The sequence below is a fragment of the Paenibacillus profundus genome (genome assembly GCF_021369635.1).
GTDB classification, from domain to species: Bacteria; Bacillota; Bacilli; order Paenibacillales; family Paenibacillaceae; genus Paenibacillus_B; species Paenibacillus_B profundus.
On record NZ_JAJNBZ010000023.1, the window covers coordinates 64510 to 88213 of the forward strand.

Here is a 23704-nt window from a genome sequence, read left to right on the forward strand (position 1 = left end):
TCTAGGAGGTAAGCACTATGGATGAACAACGACGCAAGTTTTTTTCAACATCCGATAAGGATTCTAATACATCATCTTCTACAGAGTCTATGAACAGACAGACTGCAGCTTATGAGGACCACGGCCGTGAGGATGAGACAGAACGCAAATCGCAAGAAGGCAGCCCTTATTATTACGCATATGGCCCTTACCAATCGGTGAAAAATACGGACTCGGCATCGACGACATCCGTGGATCCTAAGGGGCGGATGAGCGACGTGCAAGTTACCCCGCCGAATCCAGTCAAGCCGATGCCTTTCTCTAGCGTAACGCAACACGAAGCAAGCCTAGGCGGCTATGCAGGCGGGGGAGCCGGCGGTGCTGGCGGTATGCCTCCTCAGGGGGCTCAAGGCAATTGGCAGTTCAATGAATCAAAGCGCAAGCGCGGAACATCATTCTTGACGATTTTCGCTTCTTTCATGGCGGGCGTGCTTGTCGTTGGTTCACTCATGTTCGCAGCAGATAAAACAAACCTGTTTACAGGCGACCAAGCGCTCGCCGGGAATGGAACCGCCGCAAGCGAGGCGCCGAACGCCGTCGTCACGAACGGTCCAGGCACGCCGTTCCCTGATGGAGCGAGCAGCGTAGCCGAAGTTGTCAAGCAGGCAAGTCCGGCTGTCGTTAAGATTGAAACGTATGCGAGAAGCGGTGGAGGCAGCCAAGGCAGCAACCCGTGGGCGGACGATCCGTTCTTCCGCCAGTTTTTTGGGGATTCTTACGGCAGCAATGGCAACTCCAGACAAGATGCGCAGCAGCAGCTGCAGCCGCTCGGTGTCGGTACTGGCTTTATCTTTGATAAATCTGGATATATTTTAACAAATCAACACGTCGTTGAAGGCGGGGAAATGATTCAGGTGACGGTCGAAGGCTATAAGAAGCCGCTCAAGGCGGAGCTGCTTGGTCACAGCAAGGATTTGGACTTGGCCGTGTTGAAAATTACGGGCGAGGGTGACTTCCCGATCGTTCCGCTCGGCAATTCCGATGCGACGCAAGTCGGCGACTGGATGGTAGCTATCGGGAACCCTTCCGGCTTCGACCATTCGGTGACGGTTGGCGTGCTTAGCGCGCGCGAGCGTTCCATCGATGTCAATGATAACGGCAGCGCACGGAAGTACGAGCATCTGCTGCAGACGGACGCTTCCATTAACCCAGGGAACTCCGGCGGTCCGCTCCTGAACATGAAGGGCGAAGTCATCGGCATGAATGTGGCTGTCAGCAAGCAGGCGCAAGGGATTGGCTTTGCGATTCCGTCGAATATTATGAACAAAGTTGTGGATGACTTGAAGGCGAACAAGGAAATTGCGAAGGAGCCGGTTCCGTTCATCGGAGCTACACTGCAAACCATGACAGAGGACTTTGCCAAGCAAATGGGCATTTCTAATATAGATGGCTCGCTCGTCAGGAACGTCCTGTTCGGTTCGCCTGCTTATGAGGCAGACCTGCGTGCTTATGACATCATTACAGGTATGGACGGCAAGAAGTTCGCGGCCAAAGAGGATTTGATCGAAGAAATAGGGAAAAAGAAAGTTGGCGATACCGTAACGCTGCAGATCACCCGCAATGGCAAAAATGCAGATGTGCAGGTTAAGATTGGTGACCGAAATAAATTTGAGAACCAATTGCAACAGCAGCAGCCTTAAGTGTGCCATTGCGGCAGCAGCGGTAAGGGTTGATTTTCCCGCTTATGCGTGACAACATAGGAAGCACAGAACTGCGACATGCAGTTCTTGGCTTCCTTTTCGTATGGAAACAGGGTGAATGAACCTCTGCAGCCCTATATTATAAAAAAGAGAGGACTTACACGATGCGTTCTAACATATTGGTTGTGGATGATGACGAGAAGATTACATCAATGCTTCGCCGGGGGCTCGTATTCGAAGGCTATGAAGTGCGCACAGCGTCGAACGGCACGGAAGGACTGCGGGAGATTATGATGCAGGAGCCAGAATTGGTCATTCTTGACGTCATGATGCCAGAGGTAGACGGATGGGAGGTGTGCCGCCGCATACGTGAAGCGGGCAGCGCCGTGCCGGTGCTTATGCTGACGGCAAAGGATGAAGTGCAGGATCGGGTACGCGGATTGGACAATGGGGCCGATGATTATTTGGTCAAGCCGTTCGCTCTGGAGGAACTGCTCGCCCGCGTGCGCGCGCTTTTGCGCCGCCGTTCGGATAGTGAAGGGAGCTCCCATCGCCTGACCTTCGAAGATATCGTGCTCGATCTGCATACAAGGGAAGTGCAGCGGGACGGCAAGTCGGTCGAGCTGACGGCGAAGGAATTCGAGCTGCTGCATCTATTCATGCAGAACCCGAAGCGGGTGCTGCCGCGCGACATGATTATGGAGAAAATATGGGGCTACGATTACAGCGGCGAATCGAACGTGCTTGAGGTATACATTGCGATGCTGCGGCAGAAGACGGAGGAGCATGGGGGGAAACGCATCATACAGACGATCCGGGGAACGGGTTATGTGTTGAGAGGGGACAACTAGAGCATGTCGATTCGTCTTCGCCTGACCGTATGGTATTCCGTTCTGCTGGCGTTTACGCTCTTTTTGTTCGGAATCTCGATTTATACGTTCGTCGATTATAATTTGTATGATGATATTAAGAAGCGGGTAAAAAGTGAGTTCGACCGTATGTCGCTCGAACCGACGCTTGATTGGTTTAACGGAATCGATTTTGACGTGAATGAATCCGATGTGGCCCGGTTGATGAATCAAGATTTGTACATCCAAACGATTAATTTTCGCAATCAGAAGACGATCAAATCGACTAAATTGGACCGCCTCGGCTTGAAGCTGCCTTTGCCTTTGAAGCCAAACCAAATTCGGCAAGGATACCGGAAAGTTGAAGTTCAAGGGCTTGAATTTCTAGTATATGAAAATGCGATTGTATTGAGGAACGGATCGACGATTGGCGCGTTGCAGGTTGCCGCCTTTACCGGGCATGAAGCCAGATTCACCAATGAGCTGCGCAGTATTCTCGTTACTGCATCGATGGTCACCCTTGTGCTTGCCTTTTCACTAGGGCTGTTCCTGGCGCAGAAGTCGCTCAGGCCGATCGGGAATATCATTCGGGCAACGAACCGCATTCAGAAGGGTGCGGACTTGAGCGTCCGCATTCCGCGCGAAGGACCGCCAGAGGATGAGATCGGTCAGTTGACGGACACGATCAACAGCATGCTCGGCCGCATGGAGACGTTCTATAACGAGTTGGATGATGCATATCTGGCGCAGCGGCGCTTTGTGTCTGACGCTTCTCATGAACTGCGGACGCCGCTGACGACTATTCGCGGGAACGTCGATTTGCTAGAAAAAATGTGGATTAATGAGGTCGCTTCTCCAGAGACGCTCCCATTGAGTGAACGGGAACGGGAGCAGATGTCTTTGGAAGCTCTGCGCGATATTGCGGATGAATCGCGCCGCATGAGCCGGTTGATCAATGATATGCTATCGCTCGCCCGTGCGGATGCGGGTTACAATATGGACAAATCGCTCACCGAACTGAAGCCTTTAGTGGAGGAAGTCGTGCGCAGAGCTCAGTTTTTGCCGCGCAAAGCAGGGTGGGAGCTCGGTGATATTTCTGCATTGGACGATACGGTCGTCTATGGAAATAAAGATTATTTGCAGCAAATGCTGTTCATTTTCATCGAAAATGCATTCAAATATACAGATGAAGGATGCGTGCGCTTGGATGCGATTCGTCAGGATGAACAGATCGGGTTGAAAGTGAAAGATACGGGCATGGGCATGAACGAGCAGGAGGTTCCGCATATATTCGAGCGCTTCTACCGTGCAGACGTATCCCGTGGAGTCACCTCAGGAACCGGTCTAGGCTTGTCGATTGCGAAATGGATTATCGACGAGCATCACGGCTCGGTTGAAGTGGTCACGAAGCCTGGGAAAGGAACAACATTCATTGTATGGCTGCCGTTAGCATCGGTCGACGAGGAAGCTTCACTTCCGGTATAATAGAAAGGCAAGCTGAAGTGAAATCTAAGAAAGCAGGTGTACCGATGGAAGTCGTGAAAATAACACCGCGAGGCTATTGCTACGGCGTTGTCGATGCGATGGTGCTGGCCCAACAGACGGCACGCAATCTGGATCTGCCTCGTCCGATTTATATATTAGGCATGATTGTTCATAACAGCCATGTGACAGATGCGTTCAATGAAGAGGGCATTATTACGCTGGACGGAAACAATCGTTTGGACATCCTCGATCAAGTGGAGTCTGGGACGATCATCTTCACGGCGCACGGCGTGTCGCCGGAAGTCCGGCGCAAGGCGCGGGAGAAAGGGCTGACGACTGTTGACGCCACTTGTCCCGATGTAACCCGAACGCACGATTTGATTCGGGAGAAGACTGCCGAAGGCTATGAAATTATTTATATCGGCAAGAAGGGCCATCCGGAGCCGGAGGGCGCAATCGGTGTTGCACCGGACAAGGTGCATCTGATTGAGAAGGAAGAAGAGATCGAATCGCTGTCCTTGACGGCGGAGCGCATAATCATTACGAATCAGACGACGATGAGCCAATGGGATATCAAGCACATCATGAACCGTTTGATCGCTAAGTATCCCAAGGCTGAGATTCATAACGAAATATGCATGGCAACGCAGGAACGGCAGCATGCCGTAGCCGATCAGGCGAAGGGCTGCGACCTTCTTATCGTCGTCGGAGATCCGAGAAGCAACAACTCCAACCGTCTTGCGCAAGTGTCCGAGGAGATCGCCGGTGTGCGTGCGTACCGGATTGCAGACTTATCGGAGCTGGATCGGGAATGGCTGGACGGCGTGCAGGTCGTCGGGATCACATCTGGCGCTTCCACGCCGACGCCAATTACGAGAGAAGTTGCCAATTACTTAGAGCAGTACGACGAGAACAATCCGGACACATGGGAGAAGAAGCGCACCGTCAACATGCGCAAGCTTCTGCCGACCGTGAGAACGAAGTCTACAAAGTAATTTTTTATCTGGTATCTACATTAATAGGCAATCGCTGCCGGGAGAGGGAACGTGGAGATGGCCGTGAAGAGATGGTTTAAGTATCAGGCGTTGAAGCTCCTCAGAACACACGGTGGGGCTGCTCAGGTGGCCAAAGGATTCTGCATCGGACTGTTCATAGAAATGTTCACGCTGCCTACAGCCGGCTTGGCGTTCTTGCTTCTCTTCCCGTTGGTATACATGGTGCGGGGCCGGGTGGCGGCTGCTTTCATTGGCTTCGTGTTGGGAAAGGTAATCTACATTCCCGTCGCTGTCTTGAATGAAAGGGTAGGGCATTGGCTGTTGCCTTCGCATTGGACCGTGCACTTCTCCATGTTGCCGGAGTGGCTGAACCATGTGCTTACGATCAATATGTATTTAATCGTCGGCGGCATCATTGACGGCGCCATTCTCGGTATTATGCTATATTTTCCGGTAAAGCAAGGCCTTCGGTTCATGCAGGAACGCCGCAGGCAGAAGCGCCGTTGGCGTCGTGCGGAAAGCCAATAGTTAAGAAGAGCTCTCTTCCATCTCAGCTCACCTCGCAAAGGGGGAATCGAGAATCGAAGAGGGCTTTTTTTATGGCGGGATGTTATCTTTTTCACATGGTAAGAAATTGGCTTAGATAGAGGGTTGACGATTTCCTTTCGTTTCGATATAGTTACTTTAATGATTAAAAGCTTAAAAGCGTATAAGCGTTGTAGCGGGAAAGAAGTGCGAGGATACTTCGTTCGGCACTGCTAATAATGTATATGAATACTGCTTGCGCGGATAGCATTATCGAAACGATATATGGAAGGATGAATTTGTCATGATCGTAATTGTATCCAATCATACGCCGGAAGAACGAATCGCGGATCTGGTCCGCGTAATCGAGAACGCCGGCAATCAGGCTCACATATCCCGAGGTACAGAACGTACCGTCATCGGTATCGTAGGGCAAGCGGAACCAAAATTAGCAGAACAACTTAGACAGATGAAAGGCGTAGAGAACGTGGTGAAAATAACGAAATCATATAAATTGGCAAGCCGCGACTTCCATCCGGAGGATACCGTCATTGACATTCGCGGCGTTAAAATCGGCGGAGGCAATCTGGCCGTAATGGGCGGTCCGTGTGCCGTAGAATCTCCAGCTCAAATCGATGAAATCGCACGCCTCGTGAAGGCTGCTGGCGGGCAAATATTGCGTGGGGGCGCATTCAAGCCGCGCACCGGTCCTTACAGCTTCCAAGGCGTCGGCGTAGAAGGGCTCGTCATGATGGCAGAAGCGGGACGCAAGCATGACCTGCTCACGATTACGGAGGTCATGACGCCGGATTATGTAGATATTTGTGCGGAATATGCGGATATTTTGCAGGTGGGCACGCGCAACATGCAGAACTTTGATTTGCTGCGCAAGCTAGGGGAATGCGGCAAGCCGGTATTGCTTAAGCGCGGCTTCAGCGCAACCTATGATGAGTGGTTAAATGCGGCGGAATATATTTTAGCGGGAGGCAATCCGAACGTCATGCTGTGCGAACGGGGCATCCGCACGTTTGAAACGTATACGCGCAATACGTTGGATCTGACCGCAATTCCGGTCATGAAGCAATTGAGCCATCTGCCGGTCATCTCGGATCCGAGCCATGGGACAGGCCGCCGCGAGCTGGTGGAGACGATGTCGAAGGCGTCGGTCGCCGCAGGTGCGGACGGACTTATCATCGAGATGCACACCGATCCGGATCACTCCATGACAGGCGACGGGGTGCAATCGCTATTCCCTGATCAATTCGCGAACTTGCTGCGTGAATTGGAACAACTCGCGCCGCTGTGCGGCAAGACGTTCGATACGGAGAAGAAGGAGCCGGCTCATTTCGCAACATGGGTGAAATAGCGGCATCGTCCTTTTTTAGCATAAACATAGAGCAAAAACCGGTTCTTATCCTTTTAGGATGAACCGGTTTTTTTGTCGTTGTGATGAATTTTAACACAATAAATATGTAGAAAAGTGCAAATTAAAAATGGGTAGCGCAATTGTTGTTCTCAATAGGGAATGTACAAAATAAGCTCTTTACTTCTTTGGATAATAGGATAAAGGCTGATTTTTTACATGAAAACAATGGAAAAAACGGTTATGTGTAAGGTTACCTGACATGAAAATAAAAAATACCTGACATGACTATTGACGAAACCTCCTGCTGCAAATTATAATTACATCAACCAAAAACTACAAAGTGAACAATTGATACGTTAGTAACGTTTAATGTTCGGAAACAGGAGGAATTATCATGTCGGTGAACGCAGTGTTGGAGTTGATTCAAGAGAAGCATATACAATATGTGGATTTCCGTTTTGTTGATTTAATGGGCCGCACACATCATATCAGCTTGCCTGCAACAGAGGTGGATGAGGGGACGTTCGAGAACGGCGTTGCGTTTGACGGTTCATCCATTGCCGGCTTCCGCGGCATTGAAGAGTCCGACATGGTGATGATGCCGGATGCCGACAGCGTGTATGTCGACCCGTTTACCGCGCATCCGACGCTGATTGTTATGTGCAATATTTACACGCCCGATGGCGTTCGATATGACCGGGATCCGCGCAGCATCGCACAGAAGGCGGAAGAGTATTTGCAGACGTCTGGTGTAGGCACGGATGCTTACTTTGCTCCTGAATCCGAATTTTTCATCTTTGACGATGTGCGCTATGAAAGCACGATGAACAGCTCTTCCTTCTATGTCGATTCGGAGGAGGCATCCTGGAATACGAACCGGAAGGAAGAGGGCGGGAACCTCGGCTTCAAGGTACACACGAAAGGCGGCTATGTTCCCGTGGCCCCTGTAGATTCTCAGCAGGATCTGCGCAGTGAAATGTGCCGCTTGCTTCAAGAGGCGGGTCTGCGCATCGAACGTCATCACCATGAGGTGGCGACGGCAGGCCAAGGCGAAATCAACTTCCGCTTCGATTCGTTAACGCGCACGGCCGACAATCTGATGAAATACAAATATATCGTGCACAACACAGCGCGCCAATTCGGCAAGGTCGCGACCTTCATGCCGAAGCCGCTGTTCGGGGATAACGGAAGCGGGATGCATGTGCACCAATCGATCTTCAACGGCGATACTCCGCTGTTCTATGAACAAGGCGGCTACGCGAACATGAGCGAGATGGCGCTGCACTATATCGGAGGTATTCTGCACCATGCTCCGGCCTTGATCGCGCTCACGAATCCGAGCACGAACTCATTCAAGCGTCTGGTGCCTGGCTATGAAGCTCCGGTCAATCTCGTCTTCTCGAAAGGCAATCGCTCGGCAGCGGTGCGTATCCCGGTTGCTGCTGTAACGCCGAAAGGCTGCCGCGTCGAGTTCCGTACGCCGGACTCCACGGCGAACCCATACTTGGCGTTTGCCGCGATGCTGATGGCGGGCTTGGACGGAATTAAGCGCAGGCTGGATCCGACCGCACTGGGCTATGGTCCGTATGACCGCAATATTTATGAGTTGTCCGATGCGGAGAAGCGAGAAATTCGCAGCGTGCCAGCTACGCTGGAAGAATCGCTCGACGCTCTGGAAGCCGACTGTGAATTCCTCGTGGAGGGCGGAGTGTTCACGAAAGAGTTCATCGATAATTACTTGCAAGTAAAGCGTGCGGAAGCGAAATCCGTCGCCATTCGCATCCATCCTCAAGAATACAGCCTTTATTTCGACTGCTAATCTAATTGTAGATGGAACACCCCGCGTCCGGCTTGGATGCGGGGTGTTTTTGACAAGCGGGTGTATGTGGCGCTGCAACGCTGGATTTTTGGCTTTATGAAGCCAATTGTTTAATTTTTGTTGACTCGTTGCACAAAGAGAAGTTATCATATTAGTGAAATTACTTAAACGTTTAAGTTGACTGGAGGGGAAAGGCATGTCAAAACGATTTTTGATTTCCACATTGATGGCAGCTCTTTTCAGTATGTTACTGCTCACGGCTTGTGGGTCACAGGATATGAATCTGCCTGCCACGCAAGAGCAAGGGAACGAAGGACAGCATAGCGCAACACAAGGGGGATTACAGCCAGAGCAAGGGGCTGAATTGCTTGTGTGGGAATCCAAAGGCCCAGAATTGGATTTTCTGAAAGCGGTCGCAGCCAGTTTTGAACAAGAGTATGGAGTAAAAGTGAAGGTAGAGGCGGTTCCATCCATAGACTCCGTTACGAAGCTAACAACAGATGGGCCTGCTGGGATTGGGGCCGATGTCTTTTCAGCACCGCATGATCATTTAGGCAATGCCGTGATGGCAGGGCTTGTACTGCAAAATGATGTTTTTGACGAACATGCGAAAAATGAATTTATGTCCTCGGCGATTGAAGGAGTCAGTTATGAAGGTGTGCTCTATGGCTTTCCAACCGCAATTGACACGTATGCGCTGTATTACAATAAAAAATTGTTGAAGAAGGCTCCCGCAACCTATGATGAACTGATTCAATTTGCCCAAACGTATAACGATCCGAAAAATAAAAAATACGCCTTCATGTGGAATGTAGGCCAGCTGTATCAATCTTATTCTTTCCTGGCCGGTTACGGTGGATATGTATTTGGGAATGGGGGGACGGATGCCAACGATATTGGCCTCAATAGCGAAAAGTCCGTTGCAGGAGCGAAATATTTGCAATCGCTAAAAAAAATACTGCCCATCAACATTAACGATATCAATGATAATATCATCACCGGTTTTTTCGTGGAAGGGAAAACAGCCGCTGTAATCAATGGACCATGGTTAATGACGGATTTGACTAATGCGAATATGGATTATGGGGTAGTTCCATTGCCTCTATTGCCTAATGGAGAACATCCAAACAGCATGTCAGGCATTAGAGCTCTGTATGTAAACTCGTACACTGAATATCCTGCTGCAGCGAAGCTGTTTGCGAGTTATGCAACAACGAAGAAGAATGGGACCAAGCGGTTTGAAATGACAACTCAGCTGCCTCCAAGAAAAGACATTATGGATGAACCGATCATTGCGGAAGATGCGAATGCGCTGGCGTTCCTGGAACAAGCGAAGCATTCTACCCCAATGCCGTCCATACCTGAAATGGGAAATGTATGGGTGCCCGCAGGGGCTGCCTTGGCTGCGATGTGGAATGACAATCAAGAACCAAGCGTTGTCTTGAATAAAGCAGTAGAGCAAATTAAAACAGCAATGCAGACCAAAAAATAATAGAGGCAACTAAATAGTGCGTGTTCAAAAAGGGACTTATTGAACAACCTCTAATAGGCAGTCTAATAGGTACTCAAAAATTCGACTAAGGCGGTCTTCCGTATGGATGTAACAACAGGTGCGCGTCGGCATCGGACAAAAGCCGCTATTTTTTCCGCGGTATTTATAGGTTTGGGTCAACTTTACAACAAGCAATATACGAAGGGCCTGCTGTATATGATTATGGCCCAATTGTTCTTCTGGAACTACTATCCTATTGCTTATCAAGGGATTAGAGGGTTAATCACGTTAGGCGATGTGCCTACCAAAATCGTAGCCGGTAATGTTATTAAAGGAGACCATTCCATTTTTATGCTGATACATGGTCTCATCACCTTGGTGCTTATTCTTTTGTTTGCAGGCTTCTATGCTATGAATATTTACGATGCCAAGAAAAACGGTGAGCTGAGGGACGAAGGAAGGCCTGTCCCGGGGTTTATCGAATCCGTAAGGCGAGCAAAATTACGCAATTTTCCTTACCTATTGCTGCTGCCCGCCACTTGCTTCGTGCTTTTCGTTACGGTGATGCCGTTAGTTTTTAATGTGTTGATAGCATTTACGAACTATTCGGCGCCGAACCATATTCCTGACCGCTCCTTAGTGGATTGGGTAGGGTTTAGAACGTTTTATGATTTATTTGCACAAGAGTCATGGCGCACGACCTTTTTTGGGATTTCCGTCTGGAATGTAATCTGGGCTGTGGCTTCTACGCTGTCTGTCTTTTTTAGCGGTCTCTTGTTGGCGCTGATGGTGAATCACCCTAAAATTAAATTCAAAAAATTTTGGCGGACCATCTTTATTTTGCCGTGGGCAGTCCCGCAGTTTATATCGATTTTGGTGTTCAGAGTGCTGTTGAACGGCTCGTTTGGCCCTGTGAACGATATAATCATAAAGCTCGGATTATCACCGGTGCCTTGGCTTTCCGATCCGACGATGGCGAAAGTCACGATTATTATCGTGAACTTATGGTTCTCGACTCCGTTCCTCATGGCGTTGATGTCAGGCGTGTTAACGACAATGCCGCGTGATCTGTACGAAGCGGCCTCTGTGGATGGCGCCACCGGATCGCAAAAGTTTTTTAAGCTCACCCTTCCGCTTGTGCTAGCGGCGACGGCACCGATATTGATTATGCAATTTGCTTTTAACTTCAATAACTTTAATTTGATTTACATGCTTACGGATGGCAGCCCGAATCATCCTGATTACTATTACGCAGGCAGCACAGATATTTTGATCTCGTGGATTTTTAAGATGACATTGAATCAAAGCCAATTTAATATGGCTTCTGCCGTGTCGATTATTATGTTCGTCTTTATTACGGTATTTTCCTTGTGGAATTATAGACGGATGAAGACAACTCAAGAAGAGGATATGGTCTAAATGTCTAAATTACTAAACAACTTGGTCGTAATAGGCATTTACATGGTGTTTGCAGTGCTGCTGATTACGACGATATATCCGTTGATTTGGGTTGTCGGAACTTCGCTTAATCCGGGAAATACCCTTATGGTTAGCACGATGTTTCCTGACCAGCCCACGATCGCGCACTATGTTGATCTAATAAGAAACACCGATTTTGTGCTTTGGTTTACCAACACGATAACGATCGCCATTGCAAATGCGGTATTGTCGACGGCGCTTGTGGCGGCGACGGCATATGCCTTCTCCCGGTTTCGCTTCAAAGGGAGACAGCAAGGATTGATGACGTTGTTAATATTGCAAATGTTTCCGGGCTTCTTATCGATCATGGCGATTTTTGTGCTGTTGCTGCAGACGAAGCTGCTGGATACGCATTTGGGTCTCATCCTCATTTATGCCGGCGGGTCCATCTCGATGGGGACATGGGTGATGAAAGGCCATTTCGATACAATCCCGAAAAGTCTGGAAGAAGCGGCTTATATCGATGGGGCAAGTCATACGGAGACGTTATTTAAAATTATTTTGCCATTATCATTACCGGCGATTACCTTTGTCGCATTGAATAGCTTTATTACGCCGTTTATGGATTTTATATTACCGCAAATTGTGCTGAGATCATCTGAAAAAATGACGTTGGCGCAAGGCTTGTATAATATGGTGGCCAATGAGACGAATTCAAGCTTTACGACGTTTGCTGCCGGTGCTGTCCTCGTGGCGCTGCCGATTACGTTCCTATATATGTACTTCCAAAAATATCTCATCCACGGAATCACGGCGGGTGCGGACAAAGGCTAAAAAAGGAGAAAATATGTCATGCAATTAGAAGCTATCTATCACAGACCCGGCAATTCGTATTGCTATCCCTATGACGGCCACACGATTCATATTCGGCTGCGGACCAAAAAAGACGACCTCCAAGTTGTCAAAGCTCTCTATGGAGATAAGTATGATTGGGACAATACCGTTCGTGAAGCCGAGCTTCATAAGCTGGCTAGCGATGAGCTGTTCGATTATTGGCAGACGGAAGTCGATCCTCCGCACCTGCGGCTCAGATACGCGTTCGAATTGGTTGCGGGCGAGCAGACGGTTTGGTACACGGAGAAGGGGTTTTTCAAGGAAAAACCGACGGATCCGCTCCAATTTTTCGACTATCCATTTCTGTGGTCGAATGAGGTGCTGCAACCGCCTGCATGGGTGAAGGATGCAATTTTTTATCAGATTTTTCCCGATCGGTTCGCTAATGGGGATCAGACGAATGACCCTGATCAGGTTCGTCCGTGGGAAGATTCCAATCCAGGTCCGCAAGACTTTTATGGCGGCGACCTGCAAGGCGTATTGGACCGTCTCGATTACATTAGCTCGCTTGGCGTCAATGCCATTTATTTTACACCTTTATTTGAAGCGAAGACCAATCATAAATACGACACGACCGATTATTTAAAGGTGGACCCGCAGTTCGGCGATACCGAATTGCTGAAAAAGCTGGTGAAAGCGTGTCATGACCGCGGTATTCGCGTCATTCTGGATGCGGTATTCAATCATTGCGGCTACTGGTTCGCTCCGTTCCAGGATGTGCTCAAGCAGGGAGAAGCATCGCGCTTCCGGGATTGGTTCCATATTAAGCAGTTCCCGCTTGCGCGTACGCCTAGACCTTCTTACCACTGCTTTGCGTTCGAATCCCATATGCCGAAGCTGAATACGGTACATCCGGAAGTCAGAGCATATTTGCTGGACGTTGCGCAATATTGGATTAGAGAATGCGATATTGACGGATGGAGATTGGACGTTGCGAACGAGATCGACCACGAGTTCTGGCGAGAGTTCCGCAAAGCATGCAAGGGTGTAAAGCCAGACTTCTATATTTTGGGTGAGATTTGGCATGATGCGATGCCATGGCTGCAAGGCGATCAGTTTGACGCGGTGATGAATTATCCGGCCACCGAGGCTATCATTGATTTTTTTGCGAAGGGTACGATTGATGCGGAACAGTTTTCCTTTCAAGTGAATAAGCTCTTGGCCAACTATCCGCAGCAGGTCAACGAAGCAACCTTCACGGTTCTTGGAAGCCACGATACACCTAGATTGCTCACCGTTGCACAGAATGACAAAAAAGCAATGCTAGCCGTATTATTTCAGTTTATCTTCCTCGGCGCTCCATGTATATATTATGGAGACGAAGTGGGGATGACGGGCGGGCCAGATCCGGATTGCAGGAAACCGATGGTGTGGGAAGAAAAGAAACAAAACCGGGAACTTCTTGATTTTTATCAAGAGCTGATTTCATTCCGCACCAACCATCGCGCACTGCAAGAAGGTTCCTTTCAAATTATATATGCGAACCATCGACAGCTTGTTGTACAAAGAAAGCATGCAAGCGAGCAACTGTACATTTGCTTTAATAATAGCGAGCAGGAGGAGACATTCTCCTTCGAATGGATGCAACAGGATACTGCACCTATAACGGTGCTGGGCAACGGAACCTATACGATAGAGAAGGACGAGATTACGGTAAGTTTGCCTGCATTCGGCTGGATGATTGTAAGGAATTGAGACCGATAGAGCAGCTAAATTGACACGGAAAAGGCGGTATGCTTTAATTGACTTAAACGTTTAAGTTTAAGTGAGGTCGGATAAATATGAAAAAAACGACGATTAAAGATATCGCCAAAGAAGCTGGTGTATCCATAGCCACGGTGTCCTATATTTTAAACGATGTGAAGACGCAATCCATTTCCGATGAAACGCGTGTGAAAGTTCTTAAAGTGGCACAGCAGCTTAAGTATGTAACCAATCGGACGGCTCAATCTTTAAAAATCAAAAAGACCGGATTAATCGGCATTTTATTATTTAAAGACAACAAGCCAAGTCCTTGGTCTGATTTGAAATATGCCAAAACGATATACAGAATTGAGCAGCTATGCAGCGCGCTAGGCTACCATGTCATCTTGATGCAGATCGACAGCACGGCTCCATCTTATAAGGTCATTATGGAGAGAAATTTGGATGGCGTGTTTTTAATTAATGTGGACCAAGCGCGATTCTCAACGATTACTCCTTATTTCGGGTTCGGCATTCCCGTATTTGTCATAGACAGTTATATCGAAGATTCGCTCTTTCACAAGATTATGCCAAACATTGAAGCAAGTTTTCAATTCTCTCACACATTGCTCGGTGAGGATCCACAATTTCTTATTATGGATTCATACAACAATGAAAAATGGATGGATGCAATCAAGCAGGCATCGGGTTTGTCCGAGGAGCGGATTTATGTTTATGAGAGTCTAAGCGGCATGCGCGCTTTTTCAGCACAATTTGACGGGCGCCCCGGTATCGTTATGAACGAATTTGTCGCCAATGAGGCAGCCAAAACCAATCAGAATATCATTGCATGGTGTACGTGCCATTGTCCGGAAATTCTGAGTGAAGATATGGCGAAGGTGTCATTCGATATGAGTGATTACACGGCAATTGTACATTTGATGGACAGTTACATTCATGATGTGGAATACGCAAACGAGGAGAAGTTTATATTATTGTCGGTCTCCTCGTAATTATTTGGTATGAGGAGAATGTCTAGTGGGTTCAGCACGGTTAATCGAAATCAACCAGTTTTATTCAAGCATCCTTGATAATACGAGAGATATGTTTATTTACTTGCCCCCTAGCTATGAAATGAATGAACAGCAGCGTTATCCTGTCCTCTATATGCATGATGGTCAGCATGTTTTCTGTGCGGATCATAAGGGGGAATCCTGGGACGTTCATAAAGCGGTAGACCAATTGGTGTCTGAAGGAAAGATGAAAGAGATTATTGTTGTCGCGATTTCCCATGTGGAAGATGCGAGGATTGCGGAATATATGCATGCGAATCCGGATGGACACAATGTGTTCCATACGGCCAATCAAGGCGAACTGTATGAACAATTTCTCGTTCATGAAGTCAAGCCCTTTATTGATCGGGAATACCGGACCTTAACGGGCAAAGAACATACGGCCTTGATGGGATCGTCTGCTGGCGGATTAGTATCTTATAATATCGGTTTCCGTCAACCCGATACATTTGGCATGATAGGAGCGCTATGTCCTTTCTTTGTAAGTGTGAACCCGGACACGATGGAAGATAGATGGTTAAGCAACGTCTATACGGAGAAGAAGGATCTCAAAATTTGGATGGATGTAGGAGATTCCGAAGGCTTTACGGTCATGGAAAAGCATGTGCGGCAAGTGGTGGATGTGCTCATCAAAATCGGCTATGAGCCGGGGAATGATTTGATGTACTACTATGCAGTCGGCTCCGGTCATTCGCAGAAAGATTGGGCGGCCAGGGTACACGCGCCTCTTCTTTACTTTTTCGGAGATATCGGCAAGCCTGTTCATATAGAACTGCGTGGGCCTGAGACAATAGGTATACAGGGGCCCAAGCGGACGTTGAACCCGGTTGTTCATTTTGATAGCGGCTTTGTCATGACGGATATAAACGCAACGTATAAAGTGGCCGATTCCGATGTTTTAGCGGTAACAGCAGACGGAACACTAATTCCGAAGGAAGCAGGGAAGACAACTGTATCCTATGACAATCATCATGTAAAAGCTCGTGTGGACGTCACCGTCGTTCCGTATATTTCCGATACGGCCACAGTGAACGTCTTCGTTAAGGTCCCGGAATTTACGCCTCGTACAGAAAAGCTCTATGCCGGTATCGAATTGCCGATGATTGATGAAGGGCTTTATGGGGGAACGTTTGAGGTGCCGCGGGATATGTCCTTTGAATTTCGAATTTCCCGAGGCTTAGGCAAGCATGAAACCGATCGTCACGGCCAGGAAGTGCCTTATCGCAAATTTACGGTCACGGATGGATTGGTCTTGCATTACGAAGTCGAGAATTGGGTGGATTCCATGGTGAGTAAAGGTGATGAATATGAAGCATAGTTCAAGCATATTGAGAATTGAAAATTTTCACTCCGGCTATCTGGATAACAAGCGGGAACTATTCGTATATCTTCCTCCCGGCTATCATCATGACAAGAGCAAGCGGTATCCGGTATTGTACATGCATGATGGGCAAAATATTTTTCATCCAGCCTTCAACGGTTATTCATGGAATGTGCATGTCGCCGTCGATCAGCTGATTGCCGATCAGATCATCGAAGAAATCATTGTAGTCGGCATTCCCAATATGGGGCAGGAGCGGGCCGATGAATTCACCCATGACATGGAGGGCATTCTCCATCAAGCCGATAAAGTTCCGATTCGGCCGCGAGGTGAGCGGTATGAGCAATTTATCATCGATGAAGTGAAGCCTTATATCGATGCTGTGTTTCGTACGAAAACAGAGCCGGAGCATACCGCTTTAATGGGTTCCTCACGAGGGGGACAAGTCACGTACCATATTGGATTGCGCCGTCCCGACGTGTTCAGCATGCTTGGCATCGTTTCCCCGTATTTTTATTGCGTGGACCCAACGACTCAAGAAGAAGTGCCAATGTACCACTCTTTCGCTGTAAAACAGCCTATCGCTAAAATATGGATGGATCTAGGCAGCAGTGAAGGACTGTTGGTGATGGAAAAGCATGTGCGGGAAGTGGCCGAGAAGCTTCTGAACCTAGGTTATGAAGCAGACGACGAGCTTGTCTATCTCTATGAACCTGAAGCTGCTCATGTGGAAAAAGACTGGGCGGCAAGAGTGGCTGCGCCGCTCATCCACTTTTTTGGCAATAAGGGCAAGGCATGTTCATTGACTCTGCATGGCAGTGAAGAGATTGGAATCGTGGGTCCTCAATGCCGGTTGAATCCGATTGTGGAGTTCGATACGGGATTCAAGCTGTCTCTATTAAGAACGGCTTATCAAGTAGAGGATGAGCGCATCGCAGAAGTTCGGGATGATGGAACCATTATCCCCTTACAAGAGGGGGAAACCAAGGTAACGGTTCAATACGACGACTTGGAAGCTGCGATAACGATTCGTGTCATCGCGGAAATCAAAGCACATATAACGCTCGATATCGTCGTTCATGTCCCGCCGAATACGCCTGAAGATATCAAGCTGTATGCGTGGTTTCCTTTGAACTACAACCCGAGCAACCGCACGTATTCCAATCGGCTGCAAATCCCGCTGCATACGGAATGGGTATTCCAGGTCAGCCGCGAGGATGGAATCGTCGAGGTCGATGCAGCGGGGAACACGGTGGAGCGCCGATATAAAGCGTTAGTTGACTCAAAACTCGAAATATACGTAGAGCGTTGGTCTTAGATGATAGCATCGGGTTAACGTAACCCCAAAGATTTTTGTATATTGGAAGGAAAGATAACAATGAAGAAACTAGTTACTGGATTCATATGCGGCGCGATCTTTTTCTCAGGAATTGCATTCGCTGCATCAAACTTTACGGCCAAAGTCGAAGAACATAAAATTTACATTAACGGACAAGAGAAAGCGCTGAGCGACAAACCCGTGTCCATCGAGGGCAACCTCTATCTTCCGGTTCGGGAACTGGCCGATGCGATTGGATATCGCGTTGCCTTTGAAAATGGCGACATCAAGCTGACTTCTAAAAAGAAGGATGAGCAGAAAGAAAGTACCTCTTCCGGCAGTACCGATACGAAGTTTGACTTTCAAAAATTGCCTATTACACAAACCGTAAAGGATGTAGAGGTTACGGTTCATTCGGTAAGGCTCACAGAGGGGAAAACGGACTTCGAAATTACAATCAAAAACAACACGGCTGATGAAAATATTACACCTGTATTAGGCAATACCGAGGTAGGAGCAAACTATAGCAACGAGGGCAAATCATATGAAACGGTTGGGATCTCTCCGGCAAATCCCGACTTTGAAGACGGGTCCATCAAGCCCAAGAAGGAAAAACATGGCTGGGTAAGCAATCAAGGCTTGGCGGACCGTGATGTCAAAAACTTGACGTTCAGTCTTTCCGTAAATGGAAAAAAGGAAAAGAGAACCTTTAAGTTTTACATTGACTGCAAAGATCTGAAATTCCGCACTCTCTAAAAAAAGGAACTGCTTTTTTTCGGCTTCTCTTTCATAATGGAGCATCACCCTGAATAAGATGGGATATCTACCTTTTACGTGTTACCCGAGCGGGGCATGAGTGAAAAGTGTAAACTTTTTGCTCATGCCTCTTTTTGTGTTGCAACACGTTTTCTGGAAATTATAGGATTAAAAAAAGGGGGGTGAAGGACCAATAACTTGTACTCAACCAAACCGATATCAAGATGATATGGAGGGACTATGAAGAAGACGATACAATTGAAAGTGATTTCGTTACTGCTCAGTCTAATGGTTGCAATGACGACGACCTTGACCGTTGCCCAGCCGATGACAGCGCTGGCGAATTCCAGTGTGCAAGATGCCGTGCAAGATATCGCATCAGGACAGGCGGACACGCCTCCTGCAGTAGCAGTCCCAGATGTTCAGGATGGGCCGCCGCCAAGCGTCACGGATGCCGTCTATGACAAAGATGGCAATATGCTCCCGAGCGACTCTCCAGATGATGCATCCGCTGCGTTCAGCGGGACGAATCTAGCCTTGAACAAGCCGGTCTTTGCTTCTGGCAATGAAGTGGATTATCTTAATCCTGAATTAGCCGTAGATGGGAAGCCCAATACGAGATGGTCTTCTGCGAAGCAAGATGATCAATGGTTCTATGTTGACCTTGGAGAGCGGAAGGCTATTGATCGCGTAGTCATTCGATGGCAGACACGGGCCGATACATACAAGATACTCGTATCTGATGACGGGGTGCAGTGGTCGAATGTGAAGGCCAATGATGGCATGATCCAATGCAATGGAGGGACCGAGATCATTGATTTCACTCCGCGTCAAGCCAGATATGTGAAATTCCAGGGCGTGAAGCGGGCACCTGTCGATGGCATACTGTATGGCTACTCCTTTTATGAATTTGAGGTGTATCAATTGAATGACTTGCAATCCATCGTAGACAAAATAGCAGCAACATTGACGGTGCATGCCGGTCAGGCGAAGCTGGATTGGTCTGCGGCTGAAGTGCCGGAGGGGTACCGCGTGGGCGTGTACGGCAGTGACCGATTGCCTGTCATTGATCGAGAGGGCAACATTCGCACGCCGTTGGTGGATGCCAAGGTGAATCTTCTCGTTCAGGTAGAGGATGTAAACGATTCGAATCGGAAGCTCCTGTCGGGAAATATCGCCGTGACAGTTCCAGGGCAGTACAAGCAGACCTCGGAGCGAAATGCAGAGCCGGACGTCATTCCATCCTTGAGAGAATGGTATGGGGGCTCAGGCAATTATACTCTGACCGAATCTTCGCGCATTGTCGTGAACCCGCAGGACGAGTCAGCGCTGCGCAAGGCAGCCGAATCGACACGCGAGGATCTGTTGGATCTTACGGGATACGAGCTTGAGATTGTCTATGGGCAACCGCAGCGTGGAGATCTGTACTTGTTGATAGACCCGTCATTAACGTGGCTTGGTGAGGAAGGCAATGTGTTTGAGGCAGGCGAGTATGTGTCGATTACCTCGGTGTCAGCGAAGGGGGCTTTCTTCGGTACGAGAACTGCGCTTCAGATCATCAAGCAGAACAAGGATCGAACCATCCCTCAGGGGGAAGCGAGAGACTATCCGAAGTACGAGAAGCGCGGACTGATGATCGATGTCGCTCGCAAGTTCTATACGATAGATTTCCTTAGAAGCTACGTAAAGCTGATGTCTTGGTACAAAATGAACATGTTCCAAATTCACTTGAACGATGATGTCGGCACGCCGTTTGCAGATGGAACGACGGCAGCTTACCGGCTGGAGAGCACCACATATCCGGGACTGGCCAGCCCGAACGGTTATTATACGAAGCAGGAATTCAAAGACCTTCAGCTTCTAGGCATGGATTATGGTGTCAACGTCATTCCGGAAATTGATACGCCAGGGCATTCCCGCGCATTTACCTCCTATGATCCTGCACTTGGGAACGAACGCTCCTTAGACATTTCCAAACCGGGAACCGTTGCTTTTGTGAAGAAATTGTTCGATGAATACTTGGATGGAAGTGATCCGACCTTCGTCGGGCCTGAAGTGCACATTGGTACGGATGAATATTGGGGACCAGATGTTGAAATTTTCCGGCGGTACATGGATACACTCGTGAAGCATATTAACGGCAAAGGCAAGCACCCGCATTTATGGGGCGGATTGACGGAGTACAACGGATCGACACCGGTAAGTAATGAAGCTACGATGGACATCTGGTATGAGCCTTATGGCGCGCCGCAGCAGGCGGTAGATCTCGGCTTCGACGTGCTTAACGTTCAGAATGTGTTCATGTATATCGTTCCAACATTATATGGCGATTACTTGAATTCCCAGTTCCTGTACAATGAATGGGAGCCGATCAAATGGGAGACTGCGACGCTGCCATTCGGCCACCCGAGCGTGAAAGGAGGCATGTTCGCCTTATGGAACGATGTGTCTGATGCCAATGGCTTATCGATGGACGACTCGCATGAGCGGTTGCTGCCTGGGATCCAAGTCGTGTCGGAGAAGATGTGGACCGGCACGAGAGACGACAAGTCTTTCGAGCGGTATGTGAAGCGGGCGGAGGCCATTGGCGATGCACCGAATGCGAATTTATCGCATAAGATCGTCGTAGATAATGAAGAGAATCGTGTCATTCAATATTTGTTCGAAGATCAATTCAAGGATCAATCAGGCAACGGATTTGACGGTGAGGGCGTCAACGTTGAAATGACAGAAGGGAAATACGACAAGGGTGTTCGCTTGAACGGAGGGAAGAGCTACATTGAGACACCGATCGTGGCGCTCGGATTCGGCTGGACCCTCTCGATGTGGGTGAAGCCGGACAAGAACAATCCGGATGACGCTGTGCTAATGGAGTCTCCTGCAGGCAAGTTGAAGCTCAAGCAGGGCAAGACGGGCAAGCTTGGATTTACGAAGGAACACTATGACAGCACGTTCAATTACGTCGTTCCGGAAGACAAGTGGACGCATATCTTCCTGCGGGGTGACAGTAAAGGCGTTACGCTGTTCGTCAATGTGGATGAGTACGTGGAGCGGCTTGAGAACACTTATCCTCATCTGCAGACGCTGGTGCTGCCAACGCTCAAGATCGGCAGCGATACGAACGCATTCAAGGGTGTTCTGGATAATGTCATGATATACAATAAACCGATTGAGCTGCTTAGCAGTGATAATGTGGCGCTTCATAAAGCGACGGAGTCTTCCGCGACTGAGTTCCCATATTATTCATCTGACATGGCGGTAGATGGAGTTGTATCCATAAGCTCCAGATGGTCCAGCGCTTATGTGGACGATGCGTGGTTCATGGTTGACTTGGGTGAGTCGAAAGAAATCAACAAAGTCATTATCAAGTGGCAAGCAGGTGCAGAGAAATATCAGCTGCTCGTGTCTGATGACAAGCAGAACTGGACGAATGTGTCCGGTGATGGCGGAGTCATCACTTCCAAAGGCAACTTGGACATCATTACATTCGATCCGAAGGTTGCGCGATATGTCAAATTCCAAGGTGTAAAGCGGGCGACTGTCTTTGGTTATTCCTTCTTCGAGTTCGAAGTGTATCAGCCGGATGAGGTGAAGGAGTACCAGCAAGCGATTAAGGAAATGGAAGAAGCTCTGCTGAAATATAACGGAAGCAGCCGATTAAGAGCGCTGTTGCTGCAGGTTCTGAATCGTTATCCGTATGATGCGACCCGTCCGGTTCAACCAATCAAGGATCTGATTCAACAATGGAAGGACTCGGTCGTTCCAGGCAACAATGGCGGCGGGGGCAATGGAGGCAGTGGAAGCATAGGAGGCAGCAGCGGCGGCGGCGGTGTGACTTCGACGGCCCCGGCTGTGGAGAAAGAAGGGCAGCTGACGCTGAACGCGGGGCAGTCCGGGACATTCGGAATAGGCAATCAATTCAGCATATCTATTCCTGCCGACGCCACGGACGAAGAACTGCGGCTGACGCTGCGGCAAGTGTCCAATCCGTCCTCTGTTGTCAGTGACAAGGAGATGCTCGCCAGTGAAGTGTACGAGGTGTTGTATGACGGACGCGCCTTCGCTAAGCCGGTGGCGGTTACGATGGCATTCGATGCCGGCAAGCTCGGACCGGCTCACAAGGCGTCGTTGTTCCAATATGATGAAGCGAACAAAGCGTGGAGCGAGGCAGGAGGCAGCGTAAGCGGACATTTCATTACCGCTGAGGTTAAGAAGCTCGGGATATTTGCCGTATTTGCCGTGGTGGATGATACGGATGATGCGGATGACGTGGCGGCCTATACGGACATAAGCGGTCATTGGGCGGAACAGGGCATACGCGCTGCGGCGCGGAAGGGGATCGTCGGCGGTTACCCGGACGGATCCTTCCAGCCCGATGCTGCGGTCACGAGAGCGGAATTCATCGTCATGCTGGCCAGGGCGATGCATTGGCAGAACGATGGCGTGGAGCTGAAGTATAAGGATGCAGCGAGCATTGGAGCATGGTCGAGCAAGGCGATTGCCCAAGCGGTCGAGGCGGGCATCGTGAACGGCTTCGCGGATGGCACGTTCCGTCCTAATGCGTCTATCAAGCGTCAGGAGATGACGGTCATCATCGCGCGGGCGCTGAAGCTGAGCGCGGAGAATGAGGCGGCCACAGCTTTTGCAGATGACCGGGATATTCCGGAGTGGGCACGAGGCGCTGTCGCTGCGGCGGTCAAAGCGGGAATTGTTGGCGGCCGGGGCAGCGGCAAGTTCGCGCCGCATGAGACGGCAACCCGGGCGGAATCGGTTGCGGTCATGATGAAAGCGGCGGAACGGTGAGACCATTTCATTGATAGTAATTGCAAAAGCCCGTGTCCTCATGGATGCGGGCTTGCTGTCGCTATGTCTCTCCCACTAGAAATATCTGGTACTTCGGGTTGTTCCCTGCCGGATGGAGAGACGACATTCGAAGTTCGATCTTTCTCTGATCGCTGAGGAAGTCCTGAACGGTATGGTTTTTCGTATTGAGTATGCTACCAAGCTATAATGTTAAAGGGTAAAGATAAT

Annotated in this window: 16 protein-coding genes; all 16 read left to right on the forward strand. The window is 49.1% G+C overall.

Annotation, left to right across the window (positions count from 1 at the left end; all coding sequences use genetic code 11):
* The first annotated feature begins 17 nt into the window (after positions 1-17).
* The 16 genes from LQV63_RS22150 to LQV63_RS22225 all read left to right on the forward strand — a co-directional run bounded on the left by LQV63_RS22150 (position 18) and on the right by LQV63_RS22225 (position 23476).
* The gene (locus tag LQV63_RS22150; RefSeq protein ID WP_233698337.1) at positions 18-1679 is read left to right on the forward strand and encodes a S1C family serine protease; all 1662 of its coding nucleotides are present in this window, start codon (positions 18-20) and stop codon (positions 1677-1679) included.
* Between the two features lie 164 nt (positions 1680-1843).
* Complete coding sequence (locus LQV63_RS22155; protein WP_019421812.1) at positions 1844-2530, forward strand: response regulator transcription factor; 687 nt, start codon at positions 1844-1846, stop codon at positions 2528-2530.
* A gap of 3 nt (positions 2531-2533) precedes the next feature.
* Positions 2534-4012, forward strand: a complete 1479-nt coding sequence (locus LQV63_RS22160; protein WP_233698338.1) for a sensor histidine kinase — start codon at positions 2534-2536, stop codon at positions 4010-4012.
* A 44-nt stretch (positions 4013-4056) separates the two neighbouring features.
* Complete coding sequence (locus LQV63_RS22165) at positions 4057-5007, forward strand: 4-hydroxy-3-methylbut-2-enyl diphosphate reductase (RefSeq protein WP_233698339.1); 951 nt, start codon at positions 4057-4059, stop codon at positions 5005-5007.
* A gap of 57 nt (positions 5008-5064) precedes the next feature.
* Positions 5065-5535 carry a DUF2062 domain-containing protein gene (locus LQV63_RS22170; protein ID WP_019421815.1) on the forward strand — a complete coding sequence of 157 codons (471 nt, stop codon included), beginning with the start codon at positions 5065-5067 and terminating at the stop codon, positions 5533-5535.
* 301 nt (positions 5536-5836) lie between these two features.
* Positions 5837-6898, forward strand: coding sequence for a 3-deoxy-7-phosphoheptulonate synthase (aroF, locus tag LQV63_RS22175; protein ID WP_233698340.1), 1062 nt, complete (start codon positions 5837-5839; stop codon positions 6896-6898).
* Between the two features lie 394 nt (positions 6899-7292).
* On the forward strand, positions 7293-8717 hold the full coding sequence (glnA, locus tag LQV63_RS22180) for a type I glutamate--ammonia ligase (RefSeq protein ID WP_233698341.1): 1425 nt from the start codon (positions 7293-7295) through the stop codon (positions 8715-8717).
* 196 nt (positions 8718-8913) lie between these two features.
* Positions 8914-10209: a sugar ABC transporter substrate-binding protein gene (locus LQV63_RS22185; RefSeq protein ID WP_233698342.1), complete on the forward strand. Its 1296-nt coding sequence runs from the start codon at positions 8914-8916 to the stop codon at positions 10207-10209.
* Positions 10210-10311: 102 nt separating this feature from the next.
* Entirely contained in the window at positions 10312-11628 is a 1317-nt protein-coding gene (locus LQV63_RS22190; RefSeq protein ID WP_019421819.1) for a sugar ABC transporter permease, read from the forward strand.
* A complete protein-coding gene (locus LQV63_RS22195; protein WP_233698343.1) occupies positions 11629-12462 on the forward strand; it encodes a sugar ABC transporter permease in 834 nt (277 codons plus the stop codon). It begins immediately after the preceding gene.
* Positions 12463-12480: 18 nt separating this feature from the next.
* A complete protein-coding gene (locus LQV63_RS22200; protein ID WP_407672950.1) occupies positions 12481-14217 on the forward strand; it encodes an alpha-glycosidase in 1737 nt (578 codons plus the stop codon).
* Between the two features lie 86 nt (positions 14218-14303).
* On the forward strand, positions 14304-15218 hold the full coding sequence (locus LQV63_RS22205) for a LacI family DNA-binding transcriptional regulator (protein WP_233698344.1): 915 nt from the start codon (positions 14304-14306) through the stop codon (positions 15216-15218).
* Positions 15219-15243: 25 nt separating this feature from the next.
* Positions 15244-16596 carry an alpha/beta hydrolase gene (locus tag LQV63_RS22210; RefSeq protein WP_233698345.1) on the forward strand — a complete coding sequence of 451 codons (1353 nt, stop codon included), beginning with the start codon at positions 15244-15246 and terminating at the stop codon, positions 16594-16596.
* Positions 16586-17917, forward strand: a complete 1332-nt coding sequence (locus tag LQV63_RS22215; protein ID WP_233698346.1) for an alpha/beta hydrolase — start codon at positions 16586-16588, stop codon at positions 17915-17917. Before LQV63_RS22210 ends, LQV63_RS22215 begins: the two co-directional genes overlap by 11 nt.
* Positions 17918-17959: 42 nt before the next feature.
* Positions 17960-18673, forward strand: coding sequence for a stalk domain-containing protein (locus LQV63_RS22220; protein WP_233698347.1), 714 nt, complete (start codon positions 17960-17962; stop codon positions 18671-18673).
* Positions 18674-18913: 240 nt separating this feature from the next.
* Positions 18914-23476 (forward strand): discoidin domain-containing protein, encoded by a 4563-nt coding sequence (locus LQV63_RS22225; protein WP_233698348.1) that lies wholly within the window; start codon positions 18914-18916, stop codon positions 23474-23476.
* Positions 23477-23704: the final 228 nt, after the last annotated feature.

Excerpts from the sequence above, each read along its gene's own strand:
- LQV63_RS22225 (WP_233698348.1), top strand. The coding sequence starts at position 18,914 with ATGAAGAAGACGATACAATTGAAAGTGATTTCGTTACTGCTCAGTCTA.
- LQV63_RS22155 (WP_019421812.1), top strand. The coding sequence starts at position 1,844 with ATGCGTTCTAACATATTGGTTGTGGATGATGACGAGAAGATTACATCA.
- LQV63_RS22185 (WP_233698342.1), top strand. The coding sequence starts at position 8,914 with ATGTCAAAACGATTTTTGATTTCCACATTGATGGCAGCTCTTTTCAGT.
- aroF (WP_233698340.1), top strand. The coding sequence starts at position 5,837 with ATGATCGTAATTGTATCCAATCATACGCCGGAAGAACGAATCGCGGAT.
- LQV63_RS22215 (WP_233698346.1), top strand. The coding sequence starts at position 16,586 with ATGAAGCATAGTTCAAGCATATTGAGAATTGAAAATTTTCACTCCGGC.
- glnA (WP_233698341.1), top strand. The coding sequence starts at position 7,293 with ATGTCGGTGAACGCAGTGTTGGAGTTGATTCAAGAGAAGCATATACAA.
- LQV63_RS22165 (WP_233698339.1), top strand. The coding sequence starts at position 4,057 with ATGGAAGTCGTGAAAATAACACCGCGAGGCTATTGCTACGGCGTTGTC.
- LQV63_RS22205 (WP_233698344.1), top strand. The coding sequence starts at position 14,304 with ATGAAAAAAACGACGATTAAAGATATCGCCAAAGAAGCTGGTGTATCC.
- LQV63_RS22150 (WP_233698337.1), top strand. The coding sequence starts at position 18 with ATGGATGAACAACGACGCAAGTTTTTTTCAACATCCGATAAGGATTCT.
- LQV63_RS22160 (WP_233698338.1), top strand. The coding sequence starts at position 2,534 with ATGTCGATTCGTCTTCGCCTGACCGTATGGTATTCCGTTCTGCTGGCG.
- LQV63_RS22170 (WP_019421815.1), top strand. The coding sequence starts at position 5,065 with ATGGCCGTGAAGAGATGGTTTAAGTATCAGGCGTTGAAGCTCCTCAGA.
- LQV63_RS22200 (WP_407672950.1), top strand. The coding sequence starts at position 12,481 with ATGCAATTAGAAGCTATCTATCACAGACCCGGCAATTCGTATTGCTAT.
- LQV63_RS22195 (WP_233698343.1), top strand. The coding sequence starts at position 11,629 with ATGTCTAAATTACTAAACAACTTGGTCGTAATAGGCATTTACATGGTG.
- LQV63_RS22190 (WP_019421819.1), top strand. The coding sequence starts at position 10,312 with ATGGATGTAACAACAGGTGCGCGTCGGCATCGGACAAAAGCCGCTATT.